Origin of the sequence: Rhizobium bangladeshense (assembly GCF_017357245.1) — a bacterium.
In the GTDB taxonomy this organism is placed as follows: domain Bacteria; phylum Pseudomonadota; class Alphaproteobacteria; order Rhizobiales; family Rhizobiaceae; genus Rhizobium; species Rhizobium bangladeshense.
Genome location: NZ_CP071612.1, coordinates 2282598 through 2299855, shown reverse-complemented (window position 1 = coordinate 2299855; position 17258 = coordinate 2282598). Strand labels below are relative to the sequence as shown.

Genomic DNA, 17258 nt, shown 5'->3' with positions numbered 1-17258 from the left:
GGCGAGCGTTTCGAGAACGCTTCTCTCCAGAGTTCCGTCTGCCCCTTGCTGGTCCTTTGGCCTGAGAGTTTCCGGGGCGGTTGCTCCTTCGGCACCGGTGGCAAAAGCACCGGATTCTCCCAACAGGGTTGGCGCAATTATCCGGCGGGTGTGGCGCTTGGCAAGACCAAATGTCGTGACCTGACAAATTTTTGTCGCCATACTCAGGTGCAAGCCGGGATCTGAGGCAAATCTGCTTTTGCATTCGGCAAGGAAACCGGCTATCGCGACATGCTGTTGAAGGGGATCTCATGCGGCGGACCGGACTGAAAGCGACGCTCTTCCTGCGCATGCTTTGCGCATTGAGCCTGCTTTTGCTCGGCTTTGCCCATCAGGTGCCGCAGGCTGCCGCTTCCGATGGTTATGATGCTGCGGCCTATATGCTGCCAGACGGCACCTTTGCCTCGCTCTGCGTCACCGTAAAGGAGGCCCACGGCAAGACCGTTGTTTTCAAGCCGAATTGCGAAGCCTGCCGGCTGTCCGCCTCGGTGATCCTGCCGACGCCGGATGAAGGTTCATGGTTGGAGCGCAAGCTCGCCTCGCTGACCAATTCACCGATCGAAACAGCCGCGATTGCCGGGGCAGGCACCGTCAGCCGCCCGAATTCCCGCGCGCCTCCCATCCTCGCCTGATCTGCCTCCTAATCCATGACGCAGCATGCCGGTTCGTCCCAAAGAAGTTCGCAGCCGGCGAGGAGATTTCCGATGAAAACAATCAAGACGTTTGGGCTTGCCACCCTGATTTCCGCAACTGCCTTTGCCGGCGCCGAAGCGCATGTGAGCTTCCTCGACAAGCAGGCGACGCAGGACAGCACCATTCTTGCCACGCTGCAGGTGCCGCATGGTTGTGACGGCAAGGCGACCACGGAAGTGCGGGTCAAGCTTCCGGAAGGCTTCGTTTTCGCCAAGCCGCAGCCGAAAGCGGGATGGGAACTCGAAGTGCTCAAGGGCGATTACCAGAAGACCTACGACAATCACGGCGACAAGGTGAAGGCCGGTGCGGTCGAGATACGCTGGAAGAGCGGCAATCTTTCCGACGATTTCTACGATACTTTCGTCATTCAAGGTAAGGTTTCTGGCGTCGAGGCCGGGACCTTTCTTGCCTTTCCGGTGACGCAGATGTGCGGCGACGCGGTCGAGGCTTGGGATCAGGTGGCTAGGGAAGGTGGCGATGCGCATAACCTTAAAAGTCCGGCGCCTCTCCTGAAGATTGTTGCTAGGGAGGGTCACGGGCATGACCACGACGACATGGCCGGGATGGACATGACCGGTAATACCGGCATGGAGATGTCAGCGACATCGACAGCGCCGCCTAACGAAACCGCCAAGGCCGGCGATCTTGAGATCTCCGGCGCCTTCGCCAAGGCGATGCTGCCGGGCCAGCCGGTCGGCGGTGGGTTTTTCACCGTGAAAAACAACGGCAAGATGGATGATCGACTGCTATCGGTAGCGTCGCCGGCCGCAGGCGAGGTTCAGATCCATGAGATGGTGACCAAGGACAATGTCATGCGGATGCGCCAATTGAAGGACGGCATCGCCATTGCCGCGGGCGAAACAGTGAAGCTGGAGCCCGGCAATCTGCATCTCATGTTCCAGAAGGTAAAGACGCCGTTTAAGCAGGGCGACACAGTGCCGGTGACGCTGACCTTCGAAAAGGCCGGTAAGGTCGACCTGGTGCTGCAGGTACTTTCGGCACAAGGCAAGTGAGCACGGGCCGGTTGACGCAGAGAGGCCCGCGGGGAGGGTTTTTCGCCGGAATGGCGATTGCCTCAGACGTCCTCGTAGGATTGCAGTGCCTGCTTGAGACCTGCCTGGGGCTGGCGATTGCCCTTTTCCATCAGGTCGAGTGCTACTTCCGTCGACTGGATAATGCTGGCGGGATCGTCGATCCCCTCAGTGCCTTCGGCCCTCAATTGCCGGTCGGCGAGACGTCGCGCTTCGCGCGCGGCGGTGCTCGTCGCAACACGCTGCGGTATTCTCAGCGATTCCAAAGCAATGGCGGCGGTGCTTGCCGAAATGGACAGGAGCTGGGTCATGCCGGCACAGTATCGACAGGATCTTGGCACGGGCATAAGAAAACCGCTGGCATTTTACTGAATTGAAAGAATTTATTCCGTCACGATCGCTCAAACTGGGATATCCCGCCCATGATCCAGGCTCTCCTCGTCGCCGTCGGTGGCGCCATCGGTTCCCTCCTCAGATATTTTGTCGGCCAATGGGCGCTGAGGCTTATGGGGCCGGCATTCCCCTGGGGCACTCTCGCCGTCAATGTCGTCGGCTGTTTCGTCATCGGCGTCTTGGCTGAACTGATCGCGCGGAAGTTCAATGCCTCGCTGGAACTGCGCCTGCTGCTGATCACCGGCTTTCTCGGCGGCTTCACCACCTTCTCGGCCTTTTCGCTCGACGCCATCTCGCTCTTCGAGCGCGGCGAGGCTGTTGCCGGCGGCATCTACGTGGCAGCCAGCGTCGGCCTTTCGATGGTGGCAGTCTTCGCGGGCCTCGCCATCATGCGTGCCTTGGTCTGATTCCGGTTTCCGTTTTGCATGAAAATGCTCTAAGGCTGCGGCAAGAACGCCGGCTTGGCCCGCGCTGCAATTTCCGAAAGACTAATCATGGCTGGCATAGAACATATCAAAGTTGAACCTGATGAGGCGGGCATGCGGCTCGATCGCTGGTTCAAGGTGCATTTTCCGGGGCTCGGATTCGGGCCGCTGCAGAAGCTGCTGCGCTCCGGCCAGATCCGCGTTGACGGCGGGCGCGTGAAATCGGATGCACGCGTGCAGCCCGGCCAGACGGTGCGCGTGCCGCCGCTCGATGTCGACGCCAAGCTGAAAGCCGGGCCGATCGCCGGCAAGGATCTGAAGCACTCCACGGATTTCGACCTCCTGTCACGCATGGTGCTGCACGAAGACGAAAAGGTGATCGTCCTCAACAAGCCGGCAGGCCTTGCGGTACAGGGCGGCTCCGGCGTCGCCAGACATATCGACCAAATGCTCGAAGCCTGGACCAGCCCGAAGGGTGAGAAGCCACGGCTCGTCCACCGCCTCGACCGCGACACCTCCGGCGTACTCGTCATCGCTCGCACCCGGGGTGCCGCGCAGAAGCTGACGGCCGCCTTCCGCGAGCGCGATACCAAGAAGACCTACTGGTCGCTGGTCAAGGGCGTGCCGCGCAAGCGTGAGGACAAGATCTCGACCTGGCTCGTCAAGGAGCCTACGGTTGACGGCGACCGCATGCGCATTGCCAAGCATGGCGAAGACGGCGCCGATCATGCAGTGTCCTACTACCGCATCGTCGAGACGGCGGCGCAACGTCTCGCCTGGCTGGAGATGGAGCCCTATACTGGGCGCACGCACCAGCTTCGTGTCCATGCCCTGCACATCGGCCATCCGATCATCGGCGATCCCAAATATTTCGACGATGATCCAAACTGGGATTTTCCGGGCGGTATCCAGAAGCGGCTGCACCTGCATGCCCGCCATATCGACATCCCTCATCCCTCGGGTGGACGGTTGCGCGTGACCGCGCCCTTGCCGCCGCATATGGTGCAGACCTGGAACCTGCTCGGTTTCGACGAAAATACGGCTCCCATCCTGGACGATGAAGCATGAAGCTGGCTCTCTTCGATTGCGACGGCACGCTGGTCGACAGTGCCGGGCTGATCCACGAAACGATGCGACGCACCTTCGAGAAGTTCGGCAAGGCGGAGCCTCGGTTTGAGCACACCAAAGCCATTATCGGCCTGTCGCTGGATATCGCCATCGCCCGCATGCAAGGCAGGCCGCATGTCGAGCAGGAGGATATCGACATGACAGCGCATTACAAATCGCTGTTTACGATCGTGCGCAGGGACCTTGAATACAAAGAGCCGCTGTTTGCCGGCATTCGCGAGATGATCGACGCGATCAGCGGCCGCGAGGATTTGCTGATCGGCGCGGTGACGGGTAAATCCCGGCGCGGGCTGAACCTCGTGATGGAAACGCACGGCTTCGACAAGCATTTTGTCGTTGCGCGCACCGCCGACGATTGCCCCTCCAAACCGCATCCGGCCATGGTGACGGAATGCTGCGACGAAACCGGAACGAATGCCGCCGACACCATTGTCATTGGCGATGCGGTTTACGATATGCAAATGGCAAAGGCTGCCGGCGCAAAAGCGATCGGTGTTGCCTGGGGCTATGCCAGCGTGGATGAGCTGATCGCCAGCGGCGCCGATGCGATCGCCTATCATCCGAACGAGATCTTGCGCCATTTTTCCTGAGGTGACGCCATGCGCGATCTTCTAAACGATCTTTCCGAAGGCCTGAGCCACCCCGATCCCATCCGCCGCGCGCAGATCCAGATGAAGAAGCCGCTGCCGAAGCGTTTCTATGTCGATGTCGCGATTGCCGAGCACGAGGGCGGTTTTGCAATCACGCTCGACGGCAAGCTGGTGCGCACGCCGGCACGGCTGGTTCTCGCAGTCCCGACAGAGGCGCTTGCCCGGCTCGTCGCTGCTGAGTGGAACGCGCAGGCCGAGGTCATCGACCCTGTCACCATGCCGGTGACAAGGCTCGTCAATACCGCAATCGACGGCATTGCCACCAATACGCAGGCGATCTTCGAGGACATACTGCGCTTTTCCTCGAGCGATCTGATCTGTTACCGCGCCGAAGGTCCGGAGCGGCTGGTCGAGCGCCAGGCCGAGCGGTGGGATCCTGTTATCGACTGGGCCGCCAGCGATCTTGGCGCCCGCTTCATCCTCGTCGAAGGTATCATGCATCACGAACAGCCACGCGAGGCGACCGCCGCCTTTGCGGTCACGCTCGCGCGGCATCAGAACCCGATGGCGCTAGCGGCCCTTCACACGATCACGACGCTGACCGGCTCGGCGATCCTGGCGCTTGCCTTGGCCGAGGGCCGGCTGACGATGGAGGAGGTATGGTCGCTTGCCCATCTCGACGAAGACTGGACGATCGAGCATTGGGGGCGCGATGAGGAGGCCGATGAGCGGCGGGCTAAGCGCTTCGTCGAGTTCAAAGCTGCAGCCGATGTTTTTTTCGCCCTAAGCGCCTGAAACATATTGCCTTCCCAGGCATTATGACGAAATCTGCGACTCCAATGGGGAGTGCGGGATTTGCAATGATTTGGCTGAGGTCGTGTTTCTGCCGGGCCGCACTCATCTGTATTGCGCTTACGGCCTGCGTCAGCCTCTCGGCCAATAAGCCGGGGGCCCCGCTTTACGATGTTCGAAGCGCCGTCGTTCTCTCAGGCCCGAACATGCCGGCCGAACTGCTTTCGGGGATCAATGACCGTGTCAATGCCGCGATCAACGCCACCGTGCGAGACACCGTTCTGCCGCGGGTGGTGCTGACGATCCGCGTGGTTTCCATCCAGAAAGGCCTCGGTTTTCAGAAGGACCGCAACCTCGCCAAGATCAGCGTCGACGCGGCTTCGGTCGAGGATGGCTCGGTCATTGCCGTCAGCGCCTTCGACGTGACCAGCATGGCCGCCGATCCGAAGCTCGCCGACGAAATCATCGCCGAGGATGTGGCTGCACGGATACGCTCGGTATTCTCGCTCAGCGGACGCAGCCGCTGAGGCATGTCGAACAAGGAGCGGCGAGGGGAGATCACATGAAGGAAATTCTCGAAGAACTGGAACGCCGCCGCGGCGTTGCCCGTCTCGGCGGCGGCAAGGAGCGCATCCATGCTCAGCACAAACGCGGCAAGCTGACGGCGCGCGAACGCATCGACCTCTTCCTCGATGAGGGCTCCTTCGAGGAGTTCGATATGTTCGTCGAACATCGCTCGACCGATTTCGGCATGGACAAGAGCCGTATCGCCGGCGATGGTGTGGTCACCGGCTGGGGTACGGTCAATGGCCGTACGGTCTTCGTCTTCGCCAAGGACTTCACCGTCTTCGGCGGTTCGCTTTCGGAAGCGCATGCCGAGAAGATCATGAAGGTGCAGGACATGGCGCTGAAGAACCGCGCGCCGATCGTCGGCATCTACGATGCAGGCGGGGCCCGCATCCAGGAGGGCGTGGCGGCACTTGGCGGTTATGCCGAGGTCTTCCAGCGCAATGTGCTCGCCTCTGGCGTCATTCCACAGATCTCGGTCATCATGGGCCCCTGCGCTGGCGGCGACGTCTACTCACCTGCCATGACCGATTTCATCTTCATGGTGCGCGACACTTCCTACATGTTCGTCACCGGTCCCGACGTGGTGAAGACGGTGACCAACGAGACTGTGACAGCTGAGGAGCTTGGCGGCGCCACGGTGCACACGACACGCTCATCGATTACCGACGGCGCGTATGACAATGATGTCGATACACTCCTGCAGGTGCGCCGGCTGATTGATTTCCTACCGCAATCGAACACATCGCCGCTGCCTGAGATCGAATGTTACCAATCGGTGACCGACATTGATAATTCGCTGGATACACTGGTGCCAGCGAGCGCCAATAAGCCATATGATATCAAGGAATTGATCCGTAAGGTCGCGGACGAGGGAGACTTCTTCGAAATCCAGGAGAGCTTCGCCAAAAACATCGTCTGCGGCTTCGGTCGCGTCGAAGGCTCCACCGTCGGTTTTGTCGCTAACCAACCGATGGTGCTGGCCGGCGTGCTCGATAGCGACGCCTCACGCAAGGCGGCGCGCTTCGTGCGTTTCTGCGACTGCTTCAACATTCCGATCGTCACCTTCGTCGACGTGCCGGGCTTTCTGCCGGGCACGGCGCAGGAATATGGCGGCCTGATCAAGCATGGCGCCAAGCTGCTCTTCGCCTATGCGGAGGCGACCGTGCCGAAGCTCACCGTCATCACCCGCAAGGCATTTGGCGGCGCCTACGACGTGATGGCGTCAAAACATCTGCGGGGCGACTTGAATTATGCCTGGCCGACGGCGCAGATCGCGGTGATGGGCGCCAAGGGCGCGGTCGAGATCATCTTCCGCAAGGATATCGCCGATCCGGAGAAGATTGCTGCCCACACGAAAATGTACGAGGGCAGGTTCCTCTCGCCCTTCGTCGCTGCAGAACGCGGTTATGTCGACGAGGTGATCATGCCGCATTCGACCCGGCGGCGGCTGGCGCGCGGCCTGAAGATGCTGCGCAACAAGGACCTCGCCAATCCCTGGAAGAAACACGACAACATTCCGCTTTGACATTGGCCGATGAATAAAACCGTCCGGTCAAGTGTTTACCTCCTGTCGAAAATGTGAACGGCCGTCAGTGATCCGTGTGTTCAATCCGCGCCGGGGACAAGCTAACGCTCGGCTCTTATTCTTTTAAAGGAGGGATTTAATGTCAACTTTCGAGCGTCTTTCTGCCTATCGCCCCTATGGGCTGGCCGCTCTCAGAATCATGACCGCGCTACTGTTCATCGAGCACGGTACGATGAAGCTTTTCGGTTTCCCGGCTTCGCAGATGTCAGGCCCGCTGCCGCCATTGATGCTTTTCGCCGCTCTTCTGGAGCTTATCGGCGGTCTCCTGATTCTGGTCGGCCTGCTGACGCGTCCGGTCGCCTTCCTGCTGGCCGGCCAAATGGCGGTCGCTTATTTCATGGCGCATGCTCCGAACAGCTTCTTCCCGGCTGTCAATCAGGGCGACGCCGCAATCCTGTTCTGCTTCGTGTTCCTCTACCTGTTCTTCTCCGGTCCCGGCGCTTTGGCGGTCGATAACCGCAAGACGGCTTGAAACTGACATTGATTGCGGGGCGCTTCGGCGCCCCGCAGCATTTCCGGGGTCAGGCGGTGAGTTTGAGGCCGGTGATGCCGGCGACGATCAGCGTGATGCAGGCAAGACGGGAGATACTTGTTTGGTCACCGAGCAGCCAGATTCCCAATATCACGGTGCCGACCGTGCCGATGCCGGTCCAGACCGCATAGGCGGTGCCGATCGGCAGGTGCTTCACCGCCAGACCGAGCAACACGATGCTGACGACCATCGATATGACGGTCAGCGCTGTCGGCAGCGGCCGCGTGAAACCATCTGTGTATTTAAGGCCGATCGCCCAGCCACATTCGAAAAGACCGGCGAGAAAAAGCAGAAACCAGGCCATGCGACTCTCCTTGTCAAGAGCGAGGCCGTCCCCGCGACGGTTGCATCCTGGGGATGCCGCAGTCGTCTGCGATAGTGCCTATATCATGGAGAGAACGGCTGTCTTCAAGATACGAATCGCGTTGGCCACCATTCCACCCGTTTCTTGCGGTCTTCCGGAAGGGATCATGGCTGTCCGCCGGAAAGATTCTTGGCACGGCGGCAGAGGCGATCGAAGGTTTCAAGGAAACGCGAGCGGTCTTTCGGGCTGAAGGCGGCGTTGTAACCCTTGCTCTCGCCGGTTTCACGCAGATGCGCGCCGAGATCGCGCATGGCGCTCGCCATGCCGATATTGGTCTCGTCGAAGACACGTCCCGTGGGGCCGCTGACGAAGGCGCCGGTCGCGACGCAGCGCACAGCAAGCGGCACGTCGGCAGTAACGACGACGTCACCTGCGCCCACGCGTTCGGCGATCCAGTTGTCGGCGGCATCGAAGGCGTTGGAGACGATGACGTTGTGGACCATCGGATCGCGGGACGGGCGCAGCCCGGAATTGGCGACGAAGGTGACTTCGAGACCGTGGCGTTCGGCCACCTTCAGGATTTCCGGTTTCACCGGGCAGGCATCGGCGTCGACATAGATCATTGCGAAATCCTCATGCAGGCTGACTAGCCGGCTGTCTGATCATATCGATATGGGGAATGCCGTCTTCCAGATATTCCTGCGATGTCCCGACAAAGCCGAAGGATTCGTAAAAGCGGCGCAGATGGGCCTGCGCCGACAAGACAATCGGATTTGCCGGATAAAGCTGCTCGCAGGCGGTGATCGCTTCGCGCATCAATGCATCGCCCAGCCGCTTGCCGCGATGGGCAGGCGAGACGACGACGCGGCCGATCTTCGACGGATCCTGCGACTCGTACGGTTTCAGGATTCGCGCCGCGCCCAGGAGTTCGGCGCCCTCCAGCAGCCGCAGATGCAGAGCATCGATATCCTTGCCATCGAGTTCCGGATACGGGCAGTTTTGTTCGACGACAAAGACATCGACGCGCATCCTCATGAGATCGTAAAGATCTCGTGCGGAGAGTTCATCGAGCGTCCTGAGATCGACCCCGTAGTTGGCTGCAGCCATCAATACACCACCACGCCGCGGATGCTTTCACCCTTGTGCATCAGCTCGAAGCCCGTGTTGATGTCTTCGAGCGGCATGGTGTGGGTGATCATAGGATCGATCTGGATCTTGCCCTGCATGTACCAGTCGACGATCTTCGGCACGTCGGTGCGGCCGCGGGCGCCGCCGAAGGCCGTGCCCATCCAGTTGCGGCCGGTCACCAGCTGGAACGGCCGCGTCGAGATTTCCTGGCCGGCGCCGGCAACGCCGATGATGACCGACTTGCCCCAGCCGCGATGGCAGGCCTCCAGCGCCTGGCGCATGACCTTGGTGTTGCCGGTGCAGTCGAAGGTGTAGTCGGCGCCGCCGATCAGGTCACCATTGCGCTTGGTCATGTTGACCAGATAGGGAACGATGTCGTCGCCGACCTCCTTCGGATTGACGAAATGCGTCATGCCGAACTTCTCGCCCCAGGCCTTGCGGTCCGGGTTGATATCGACGCCGATGATCATGTCGGCGCCGGCCAGGCGCAGGCCCTGCAGGACGTTCAAACCGATGCCGCCGAGCCCGAAGACGATCGCCGTCGATCCGACCTCGACCTTGGCCGTATTGATGACGGCGCCGATGCCGGTGGTGACGCCGCAGCCGATGTAGCAGACCTTGTCGAAGGGCGCGTCCGGGTTGATCTTGGCAAGCGCGATCTCCGGCAGCACCGTGTAATTGGCAAAGGTCGAGCAGCCCATATAGTGATGGATCTTGTCCTTGCCGATCGAGAAGCGCGAGGTACCGTCCGGCATGACGCCCTGACCCTGAGTGGCGCGGATCGCGGTGCACAGATTGGTCTTGCGGGACGTGCAGGAATAACATTCGCGGCATTCCGGCGTATAGAGCGGAATGACGTGGTCGCCCTTCTTGACCGAGGTCACACCCGGGCCGACATCGACGACGATGCCGGCGCCCTCATGGCCGAGGATGGCCGGAAACAGCCCCTCAGGATCGGCGCCCGACAGGGTGAAATCGTCGGTGTGGCAGATGCCGGTCGCCTTGACCTCCACCAGCACTTCGCCGGCCTTCGGGCCATCGAGCTGCACGGTCATCACTTCAAGCGGTTTTCCGGCCTGAACGGCTACGGCGGCGCGAACGTCCATCGTCCTATCTCCTGCTGATTTGTCGGTGCCCAACTGTCTTTATCGGCCAAGCTTGACATGGCCGGCGAGCCGGGCTCAAGCGAATTCCATGATGACGGCGTCGACAGCCAGGCTTTCACCAGCCGCGGCATTGATCTTCGAGATGACGAGATCGCGATCGGCGCGCAAAACATTTTCCATCTTCATCGCCTCGACGATCGCAAGCGTTTCACCGGCCTTGACCTCCTGGCCCTCGGCGACCGCGATGGACACGACGAGGCCGGGCATCGGGCAGAGCAGGAGCTTGGAGGTATCCGGCGGCAGCTTCACGGGCATCAGCCTGTCGAGTTCCGCATGGCGCGGCGAGAAGACCTTGACGGTGACGGACAGTCCCTGCCAGTCGATGCGCAGGCCGTTGAGAACAGGACGGATCTGCGCGGCAATATCCTGGCCGCCGACCTTGCCGCTCCAGACCGGATCACCCGGTCTCCAATCGGTGACAACGCTCCGGCTTACGCCCTCGATCTCCATGTCCATATCGAAAGGAATGGTGACGAGGCCATCGAGCAATCTGACAGCGACGTAGCTCCCGCCTGTTTTGACCACCCAATCCTCCCGCAGCGCGCCTGTCGCGACGCGCAGGCGATCGGCGAAACGTTCGCGGCGGTTCGCTTCGATGAGCGAGGCAGACAGCGCTATGGCGGCAAGCGTGCCTTCCTCCTGCCGGTCCGGCTTCATCGGCGCGAAGCCATCAGGATATTCCTCGGCAATGAAGCCGGTGGAAAGCCGGCCCTCGCGCCAGCGTGGATGTTTCATCAGCGCCGACAGGAAGGGAATATTGTGCTCGATGCCGTCGACGACGAAGCCGTCCAGTGCACGTCCCATTTCCTCTATCGCTTCGCTGCGCGTCGGCGCCCAGGTGCAGAGCTTGGCGATCATCGGGTCGTAATACATCGAGATCTCGGCACCTTCGAAGACGCCGGTATCGTTGCGGACGACAATATTGTCGGTCCTGCCTTCCGCGGGCGGGCGGTAGCGCGTCAGGCGACCGATCGAAGGCAAGAAGTTGCGGTAAGGATCCTCGGCATAGAGTCGGCTCTCGATCGCCCAACCGTCGAGCCTGACATCCTCCTGGCCGAATCCGAGCGGCTCTCCCGCCGCGATCCGGATCATCTGCTCGACGAGATCAATTCCGGTGACGAGTTCGGTCACGGGATGCTCGACCTGCAGACGGGTGTTCATTTCGAGGAAATAGAAGTTGCGGTCGCGATCGACGATGAATTCGACGGTGCCGGCGCTTTGGTAGTCGACGGCCTTCGCCAGCGCCACAGACTGTTCGCCCATAGCCTTGCGGGTCTTTTCGTCGAGGAAAGGCGAGGGCGCCTCTTCCGCCACCTTCTGGTTCCTGCGCTGGATCGAGCATTCGCGCTCACCGAGATAGACGACATTGCCATGCGCGTCGGCCAGAACTTGGATTTCGATATGGCGTGGCTCAACGACGAACTTCTCGATGAAGACGCGGTCGTCCCCGAAGGAGCTCTTCGCCTCCGAACGGGCGCGCTCGAAGCCGTCGCGCACCTCGACCTCGTTCCAGGCAATGCGCATGCCCTTGCCGCCGCCGCCGGCGGACGCCTTGATCATGACCGGATATCCGATCTCGCCAGCGATCGTTTCGGCATGCGCGGCGTCCTCGATCACGCCGAGATGGCCGGGCACCGTGGAGACACCGGCCGCCTTGGCAAATTTTTTCGATTCGATCTTGTCGCCCATCGCCATAATGGCCTTCGGCTTCGGGCCGATGAAAACGATGCCCTGCTTTTCCAGCTCGGCGCAGAAAGAGGCACGCTCTGAGAGAAATCCGTAACCGGGATGCACCGCCTCGGCGCCGGTCGCCTTGCAGGCGGCGATGATCTTTTCGGCAACCAGATAGCTTTCCGACGCTGCGGCGGGACCGATATGGACGGCCTCGTCGGCCATCTCGACATGCAGCGCATCCCGATCCGCATCCGAAAAGACCGCAACGGTGGAAATGCCCATGCGGCGCGCGGTCTTGATCACGCGGCAGGCAATCTCGCCGCGATTCGCGATCAGGATTTTCTTGAACATCGAGACTCCACCCAGAAATGCGTCCCGGAGTTTTACGCATAAAACACCGGAACGCACAATCGGGCTTGATATCTCAGGCGACGGCGGCTTTCGCGACGGGTTCGTCGTCGACGACGCGCAGCCAGCGGCTGCGCCGCGGTTCGGGACGATCGCGCAGCGTGACGGCGGCCATGATCCCAGCCCAGTGCGGATGGTTGGCGCCCGGCAGGGTTGCTTGCTCGATCTGGTGGAGGACGCCATATTCGGCCGGCGACAGGGCGAGGACGCCGCCTGCGGCGATGCTTCTCAAAATGCGCATCGTAAAATCGACGTCCTGGCGTGTGATGTTCTTGCGGTCGACGGCGCGCGACAGTTGGTAGCCGCCGACGCCGTCGGTGATTGCCAGGCGAAGCTGGTCGAGCGCAAGCGCTCTCAGCTCATCTGGAACATTCGCTGAAATCTCCATGACGTGGAGAATGAGCTCGAGTTCCAGCGCCGAATTGACAACACCGTCGGTCGTGAACATGCGCATGATCCAGGCAACGTTGATTTCATCAAGCGAGCCCTGCGGATAAGTGTAGTGGACGATGAAGCCGGCGATCTGCTCCACGAAGAAAGCGTTCCACTCGGCACATTTTTCGGGACAGGAATTGTTGAGCGCCAACATTGCAACGACATCCTGGGATGTCCGGATCCCCTCCGGAAAGGCATGTTTGCGCAGCAGCACGATATCTTCGGCCGTCAGCCGATGCTTGCCGGCCACGACACAGGCCGGAAAAGCGAAACGGAATTCGCTCATGTTTTAACTCCAGGCTTCGTCATGAAGCCGGAGACAGGTTTAGCGACGGCGAATTGACGATCCCTCAACAAGGGGAGTTAACTCCCAGTTCCGGAAATCACGACGATTTTAGCGATCTTGCCTGCAGCCGCTCGCGCCAGATGATGAAGAGGCCCGATGCGACGATAATGAAGATGCCGATCCACTTGGAAAAGGTGGGAAAGTCGTTGAAGAGCGCGTAGCCGAGCACCGTAGCCGAGATGATCTCGAAATACTGGAACGGCGCAAGCAGCGACAGAGGTGCAAGCCGGAAGGCTCGAACCACCAGCATATGCGCGTACCCGGAGATGGAGCCGAGCGCGAGAAGCAGAGCAAGGCCGAGCCCGGAGGAGGGCAGGGAAATGGTGAAATCCTCATTGCCGGCGCTGCTGCCGACGAGAAGTGCGGCCGCCATGAAAATCGTTCCGCCGATGCCGGCCATCGTCTGCATGGTGAGCGGCGAATCAGCTTCGCCGATTGCGCGATTGAGGAAAAGGTAGAGCGAGAAGAGAAAGGCGCAGGCCACCGGCAGCAACGCCTTCAGGCCAAAAATCTCGTAACTCGGCTGGATGACGATCATCGCGCCGCCGAAACCGACGACGATCGCCATCCAACGCCGCCAGCCGACCTTTTCTCCGAGAAACAAGGCCGATAGGGCGGTCAGCATGAAAGGCTCGACGAAATAAATGGCGAAGACGTCGGCAAGCGGCATATATTTGACGGCGACGAAGAAAAGCAGGCTTGCCGCGCCATGCAGAACGCCGCGCAGCAGGTTCAACCACGGTCGTCTCGCCGAAAACGCCTTCAGCCCAAAAAGAGCGAAAAGAATCGGCAAGGTGCAGGCGATCTGGAAGAAGAAACGATAGAAGGTCACCTGACCCGGTGACATCGCCTCGAAGGTCGCCATATATTTGGCGATGGCATCCATGGTCGGCAGGATGAACATGGCGCCGGACATGATGGCCATGCCCTGCAGGGAGTTTTGATGGGGCTCTGACATGGCTGCCGATTCTTGTGGGAACGGCGCCATCAATCACAGGAAAGCCCGGCAAATCAAGCCCGTTAAACCCCGCGAGCGGTCACACTTCGTTCGCCGTTTCGCCAAAAACCGCCTCGAATGCGGCGCGCAGCCTCACATCAACATCGGCCATCATGACAGGAAGGCCCAGATCGACGAGACTGGTGACGCCATGGGCCGAAATCCCGCATGGCACGATGCCGCTGAAATGATCGAGATCCGGATCGACATTGAGCGACAGGCCGTGGAAGGTCACCCATTTGCGCAACCGGATGCCAAGGGCTGCGATCTTATCTTCGGCCATCGTTCCGTCGGCCAGCAACGGCTTTTCCGGACGGCGCACCCAGACACCGACGCGTTCCTCGCGCCGCTCGCCGCGCACGTTCATCATGTCGAGCGTGCGGATGACGACCTCCTCCAGGGCGGCGACGAAGGCGCGTACGTCCTGGCGCCTCCGCTTCAGGTCGAGCATGACATAAGCGACGCGCTGGCCGGGTCCGTGATAGGTATATTCACCGCCGCGTCCCGTCGCAAAGACCGGAAAGCGATCCGGCTGGACGAGGTCGCTCGCATTGGCGCTGGTGCCGGCGGTGTAGAGCGGCGGATGCTCGACCAGCCAGACAAGCTCGTCGCCGCCTTCTGCGATCGCCGCCACCTCGCGCTCCATCGTCGCCACCGCTTCCTCATAGGCAACGAGCCCCTCGGCGATGCGCCAGCGCACTGGCCGGGTGCCGAGTTTCGGAAGCATGGAAAATTCGAGATCGGTGCGTAGCATGGCCATTCCTTGCCGCTTGCCCCGAATGCCTGAAGAAATAGGGGCGGCAGGAGACCTATATGGACCCGTTTTCCGGCCAATACAAATGTCGTGATAGGTTTTCAAAAAAACTGTCATATCGCCCTTGTGCACCCCAAATGCTTTTGCTACATGCTGCCCCGCCGACGCAAATCGGCACCTACCACGATGCGGTCGTGGCGGAATTGGTAGACGCGCAGCGTTGAGGTCGCTGTGGGGCAACCCGTGGAAGTTCGAGTCTTCTCGACCGCACCAAATTATTAAAAAACCCTCGTGACCATCTGGTTTCACGAGGTTTTTTTATGTCTTCGTTTTCCCAGATGTATGCGAGAGTTCTGCGGCGCAGGAAATCAGCGCGTCCCCGGCCGAAGCACCGGGACAGCTGAATAGAAAAAGGGCCTGTTACGGCCCTTTCCTCCCGATCACGTATTGCGGCGGATCAATGCGTTGCGCGGCAGGCTTCTGTGCGGGAGGCGCCGCTGTCGGCACCTTTTGTATGGGAGCCGCTAGGGCCGACCATGCTGTGGCACGGAGGCAGGGGCCTGATGCTCGCGGTCGCGGTCTTGTCGACTGCCGGTTTCGTCATGGCAACCGGGGCGAAGCCGTCGCTGTCATTGGTGTAATCGCTGGAATAGGCCGGAGCCTTGTGGTCGTTGCTGTAATGTACGTGGGCAGGCTGCGCCATCTTAGTGGGCGCAAAGCCATCGCTGTCGTTGGTATAGTCATCGGTATATGTCGGCTGAGCGAAGGCAGCGCCTGCAAGGCTGACGGCAAACAGGGATGCGGCGAGGGCGAATTTAATGCGCATGGTTCTTCTCCTCGATCTGTTGTTGCATTCAACAACATAAACCATCCCCGGCGGATAAGATTTCGCGCGTCAAATGAGGCATTTTTGCGCACGAAAACCGGCTGGTGCAAGGCGTTTTGCTCAAGTGAAATCACGGCGTTGTCAACTCGCTTGACGTTTTCGTTACGGCAGTGCCTGCCAAGAGAGGCAGCCGATCGTCCGCCCTTGCTACAATCGCTAATTGTTAAGTTTTGGTAACGTAAAGGCAAGGCCGGACGGGGAGGCGACGCCGCCTTCCTGCGATGATGACCATCGGGCGGTCATGGGTCAGTCTTCGTTTGGAATATGGGCGTCGACCCCGGTTAGTTGCAGCTTGTTGCGGACATGGTGGACACCGTCGACCGAAAGTGCGCTGAGCTCGACCTTGCGGGCAATGCCGATCGTCTCGACCGAACCTTCCAGGGTTACGACGTGACCGTCCGCGTGAACCTCGATACTGTTGATATCGACCTCAGGGATATTCTCGAGAACATCGTTCACCCGCGCTTCAAGCTCGTCGCTTTCATCGCGGTCGATCATCCCGGCGCGAAGCGAATCCTTCAGCCGATTCTCCTTGCCGTCCTTGTCTGTGCCATCGACACGGAAACCTGTGTTGGGATCGCTGTCGAAATTTGCCGCAGTCTCGCCATAGGGGCGGTTTGCCGGGTCGCTGGCAGCAGTGCCGTCGGCGTAGGGCCAGCCGTCGTCGAGGTTGCGTTCCTCGAGGTCGCGATAGTCTTCTTCGCGGGAAAGCTCGGGGGGCACGCGTGAAATCGGGGTCTTGTCGCCGATCCTTGCCATTATAGTCGCTCCTTGTTTCTCTGCGGGTCAACGCTGAGAGGGGCGAATGGTTCGGCGCCCCGGTCGATTTGTCAGCCTTGCATTTTCTCCCATCTTTTGACGAGGCGGTCGCGCTTCAGCCGTGAAAGCCGCTGCAGCCAGAAGATGCCATCGAGCTGGTCGATCTCGTGCTGGAGGCAGATGGCGAGGAAATCTTCGGCGGCCTCCTCATGCACGTTGCCTCCGGCATCCTGATAGCGAAAGCCGATCGCTCGTGGCCGTGTGACCTCTTCGGTCGCGCCGGGCATGGAGACGCTGCCTTCAGCATGGCTCATCGTCTCCTGCGATCTCCAGGTAATCTGCGGATTGACGTAGAGGCGCACACCGTCTGCCCTGTCGAGCTCAAGCACGGTGATACGGAGGAAGACACCGATGTGGGCAGCGGTGATGCCGACGCCGGGTGCTGCGCGCATCGTCGCCAGCAGGTCGTCGGCAAGCTCGGCCAGCGATGCATCGAAGGCCGTTACCGGCGCGCAGACGGTCTTCAGGCCCGGATTCGGATAGCGCAGGATCGGACGGATAGGCATGAAGCGGGCTCCCTCGCTTTGAACGGCGAGGAAACTATCGCCGGCCGCAGACATTGT

At 60.6% G+C, this 17258-nt stretch carries 21 protein-coding genes, 1 tRNA gene and 1 riboswitch; of the genes, 10 read left to right on the top strand and 12 right to left on the bottom strand.

Going from position 1 to position 17258, the window contains the following annotated elements; translation table 11 throughout:
• Positions 1-39 precede the first annotated feature (39 nt).
• Positions 40-132: riboswitch (glycine riboswitch) on the bottom strand.
• Between the two features lie 158 nt (positions 133-290).
• Positions 291-671, top strand: coding sequence for a hypothetical protein (locus J2J98_RS11245; protein ID WP_207601080.1), 381 nt, complete (start codon positions 291-293; stop codon positions 669-671).
• A 72-nt stretch (positions 672-743) separates the two neighbouring features.
• Entirely contained in the window at positions 744-1745 is a 1002-nt protein-coding gene (locus tag J2J98_RS11240) for a DUF1775 domain-containing protein (RefSeq protein WP_207601079.1), read from the top strand.
• A 62-nt stretch (positions 1746-1807) separates the two neighbouring features.
• Here J2J98_RS11240 and J2J98_RS11235 read toward each other — a convergent pair whose 3' ends face one another.
• Positions 1808-2074 carry a hypothetical protein gene (locus tag J2J98_RS11235; RefSeq protein WP_207601078.1) on the bottom strand — a complete coding sequence of 89 codons (267 nt, stop codon included), beginning with the start codon at positions 2072-2074 and terminating at the stop codon, positions 1808-1810.
• 111 nt (positions 2075-2185) lie between these two features.
• On the opposite strand from J2J98_RS11235, the gene crcB reads away from it, so the two are divergent.
• The 7 genes from crcB to J2J98_RS11200 all read left to right on the top strand — a co-directional run bounded on the left by crcB (position 2186) and on the right by J2J98_RS11200 (position 7718).
• Positions 2186-2563, top strand: a complete 378-nt coding sequence (gene crcB / locus J2J98_RS11230; protein WP_207601077.1) for a fluoride efflux transporter CrcB — start codon at positions 2186-2188, stop codon at positions 2561-2563.
• A gap of 87 nt (positions 2564-2650) precedes the next feature.
• Complete coding sequence (locus J2J98_RS11225; protein WP_064705058.1) at positions 2651-3649, top strand: RluA family pseudouridine synthase; 999 nt, start codon at positions 2651-2653, stop codon at positions 3647-3649.
• Positions 3646-4299 carry an HAD-IA family hydrolase gene (locus tag J2J98_RS11220; protein WP_207601076.1) on the top strand — a complete coding sequence of 218 codons (654 nt, stop codon included), beginning with the start codon at positions 3646-3648 and terminating at the stop codon, positions 4297-4299. The genes J2J98_RS11225 and J2J98_RS11220 overlap by 4 nt, the downstream gene beginning before the upstream one ends.
• 9 nt (positions 4300-4308) lie before the next feature.
• Complete coding sequence (locus tag J2J98_RS11215) at positions 4309-5094, top strand: ATP12 family chaperone protein (RefSeq protein WP_207601075.1); 786 nt, start codon at positions 4309-4311, stop codon at positions 5092-5094.
• Between the two features lie 65 nt (positions 5095-5159).
• Positions 5160-5618, top strand: a complete 459-nt coding sequence (locus tag J2J98_RS11210) for a calponin homology domain-containing protein (protein WP_207601074.1) — start codon at positions 5160-5162, stop codon at positions 5616-5618.
• Between the two features lie 35 nt (positions 5619-5653).
• Positions 5654-7186 carry an acyl-CoA carboxylase subunit beta gene (locus tag J2J98_RS11205; protein ID WP_207601073.1) on the top strand — a complete coding sequence of 511 codons (1533 nt, stop codon included), beginning with the start codon at positions 5654-5656 and terminating at the stop codon, positions 7184-7186.
• 139 nt (positions 7187-7325) lie between these two features.
• On the top strand, positions 7326-7718 hold the full coding sequence (locus J2J98_RS11200) for a DoxX family protein (protein ID WP_064705053.1): 393 nt from the start codon (positions 7326-7328) through the stop codon (positions 7716-7718).
• 49 nt (positions 7719-7767) lie between these two features.
• On the opposite strand, the gene sugE is transcribed toward J2J98_RS11200, so the two are convergent.
• The 8 genes from sugE to lipB all read right to left on the bottom strand — a co-directional run bounded on the left by sugE (position 7768) and on the right by lipB (position 14996).
• Positions 7768-8082: a quaternary ammonium compound efflux SMR transporter SugE gene (gene sugE / locus J2J98_RS11195; protein WP_207601072.1), complete on the bottom strand. Its 315-nt coding sequence runs from the start codon at positions 8080-8082 to the stop codon at positions 7768-7770.
• A gap of 164 nt (positions 8083-8246) precedes the next feature.
• Positions 8247-8705 carry a YaiI/YqxD family protein gene (locus J2J98_RS11190; RefSeq protein ID WP_064705051.1) on the bottom strand — a complete coding sequence of 153 codons (459 nt, stop codon included), beginning with the start codon at positions 8703-8705 and terminating at the stop codon, positions 8247-8249.
• Between the two features lie 10 nt (positions 8706-8715).
• Positions 8716-9189, bottom strand: a complete 474-nt coding sequence (locus tag J2J98_RS11185; protein WP_064705050.1) for a GNAT family N-acetyltransferase — start codon at positions 9187-9189, stop codon at positions 8716-8718.
• Positions 9189-10316, bottom strand: coding sequence for an S-(hydroxymethyl)glutathione dehydrogenase/class III alcohol dehydrogenase (locus J2J98_RS11180; RefSeq protein WP_138396517.1), 1128 nt, complete (start codon positions 10314-10316; stop codon positions 9189-9191). The genes J2J98_RS11185 and J2J98_RS11180 overlap by 1 nt, the downstream gene beginning before the upstream one ends.
• A 75-nt stretch (positions 10317-10391) precedes the next feature.
• Positions 10392-12401 carry an acetyl-CoA carboxylase biotin carboxylase subunit gene (locus J2J98_RS11175; protein WP_207601071.1) on the bottom strand — a complete coding sequence of 670 codons (2010 nt, stop codon included), beginning with the start codon at positions 12399-12401 and terminating at the stop codon, positions 10392-10394.
• A gap of 73 nt (positions 12402-12474) precedes the next feature.
• Complete coding sequence (locus J2J98_RS11170; RefSeq protein ID WP_207601070.1) at positions 12475-13179, bottom strand: hypothetical protein; 705 nt, start codon at positions 13177-13179, stop codon at positions 12475-12477.
• Positions 13180-13276: 97 nt separating this feature from the next.
• Positions 13277-14227 (bottom strand): DMT family transporter, encoded by a 951-nt coding sequence (locus tag J2J98_RS11165; RefSeq protein WP_171049258.1) that lies wholly within the window; start codon positions 14225-14227, stop codon positions 13277-13279.
• 49 nt (positions 14228-14276) lie between these two features.
• A complete protein-coding gene (gene lipB / locus J2J98_RS11160; protein ID WP_138395231.1) occupies positions 14277-14996 on the bottom strand; it encodes a lipoyl(octanoyl) transferase LipB in 720 nt (239 codons plus the stop codon).
• Between the two features lie 182 nt (positions 14997-15178).
• Between lipB and J2J98_RS11155 the strand changes: the two genes are divergently transcribed.
• Positions 15179-15263, top strand: a tRNA-Leu gene (locus tag J2J98_RS11155).
• Positions 15264-15447: 184 nt separating this feature from the next.
• On the opposite strand, the gene J2J98_RS11150 is transcribed toward J2J98_RS11155, so the two are convergent.
• From J2J98_RS11150 to J2J98_RS11140, 3 genes are all read right to left on the bottom strand, one after another.
• Positions 15448-15816 (bottom strand): hypothetical protein, encoded by a 369-nt coding sequence (locus tag J2J98_RS11150; protein ID WP_207601069.1) that lies wholly within the window; start codon positions 15814-15816, stop codon positions 15448-15450.
• 306 nt (positions 15817-16122) lie between these two features.
• Positions 16123-16635: a BON domain-containing protein gene (locus J2J98_RS11145; protein ID WP_064710517.1), complete on the bottom strand. Its 513-nt coding sequence runs from the start codon at positions 16633-16635 to the stop codon at positions 16123-16125.
• 71 nt (positions 16636-16706) lie between these two features.
• A complete protein-coding gene (locus J2J98_RS11140) occupies positions 16707-17201 on the bottom strand; it encodes a peptide deformylase (protein WP_064710583.1) in 495 nt (164 codons plus the stop codon).
• Between the last annotated feature and the right edge of the window lie 57 nt (positions 17202-17258).

Bases quoted from the DNA above. Each gene is read 5' to 3' on its own strand.
- J2J98_RS11245 (WP_207601080.1), top strand. From the start codon at position 291: ATGCGGCGGACCGGACTGAAAGCGACGCTCTTCCTGCGCATGCTTTGC.
- J2J98_RS11165 (WP_171049258.1), bottom strand. From the start codon at position 14,227: ATGGCGCCGTTCCCACAAGAATCGGCAGCCATGTCAGAGCCCCATCAA.
- J2J98_RS11215 (WP_207601075.1), top strand. From the start codon at position 4,309: ATGCGCGATCTTCTAAACGATCTTTCCGAAGGCCTGAGCCACCCCGAT.
- J2J98_RS11210 (WP_207601074.1), top strand. From the start codon at position 5,160: ATGATTTGGCTGAGGTCGTGTTTCTGCCGGGCCGCACTCATCTGTATT.
- J2J98_RS11140 (WP_064710583.1), bottom strand. From the start codon at position 17,201: ATGCCTATCCGTCCGATCCTGCGCTATCCGAATCCGGGCCTGAAGACC.
- J2J98_RS11150 (WP_207601069.1), bottom strand. From the start codon at position 15,816: ATGCGCATTAAATTCGCCCTCGCCGCATCCCTGTTTGCCGTCAGCCTT.
- J2J98_RS11185 (WP_064705050.1), bottom strand. From the start codon at position 9,189: ATGGCTGCAGCCAACTACGGGGTCGATCTCAGGACGCTCGATGAACTC.
- J2J98_RS11145 (WP_064710517.1), bottom strand. From the start codon at position 16,635: ATGGCAAGGATCGGCGACAAGACCCCGATTTCACGCGTGCCCCCCGAG.
- sugE (WP_207601072.1), bottom strand. From the start codon at position 8,082: ATGGCCTGGTTTCTGCTTTTTCTCGCCGGTCTTTTCGAATGTGGCTGG.
- J2J98_RS11205 (WP_207601073.1), top strand. From the start codon at position 5,654: ATGAAGGAAATTCTCGAAGAACTGGAACGCCGCCGCGGCGTTGCCCGT.
- J2J98_RS11200 (WP_064705053.1), top strand. From the start codon at position 7,326: ATGTCAACTTTCGAGCGTCTTTCTGCCTATCGCCCCTATGGGCTGGCC.
- J2J98_RS11175 (WP_207601071.1), bottom strand. From the start codon at position 12,401: ATGTTCAAGAAAATCCTGATCGCGAATCGCGGCGAGATTGCCTGCCGC.
- J2J98_RS11170 (WP_207601070.1), bottom strand. From the start codon at position 13,179: ATGAGCGAATTCCGTTTCGCTTTTCCGGCCTGTGTCGTGGCCGGCAAG.
- J2J98_RS11190 (WP_064705051.1), bottom strand. From the start codon at position 8,705: ATGATCTATGTCGACGCCGATGCCTGCCCGGTGAAACCGGAAATCCTG.
- J2J98_RS11220 (WP_207601076.1), top strand. From the start codon at position 3,646: ATGAAGCTGGCTCTCTTCGATTGCGACGGCACGCTGGTCGACAGTGCC.
- J2J98_RS11240 (WP_207601079.1), top strand. From the start codon at position 744: ATGAAAACAATCAAGACGTTTGGGCTTGCCACCCTGATTTCCGCAACT.
- J2J98_RS11225 (WP_064705058.1), top strand. From the start codon at position 2,651: ATGGCTGGCATAGAACATATCAAAGTTGAACCTGATGAGGCGGGCATG.
- lipB (WP_138395231.1), bottom strand. From the start codon at position 14,996: ATGGCCATGCTACGCACCGATCTCGAATTTTCCATGCTTCCGAAACTC.
- J2J98_RS11180 (WP_138396517.1), bottom strand. From the start codon at position 10,316: ATGGACGTTCGCGCCGCCGTAGCCGTTCAGGCCGGAAAACCGCTTGAA.
- crcB (WP_207601077.1), top strand. From the start codon at position 2,186: ATGATCCAGGCTCTCCTCGTCGCCGTCGGTGGCGCCATCGGTTCCCTC.
- J2J98_RS11235 (WP_207601078.1), bottom strand. From the start codon at position 2,074: ATGACCCAGCTCCTGTCCATTTCGGCAAGCACCGCCGCCATTGCTTTG.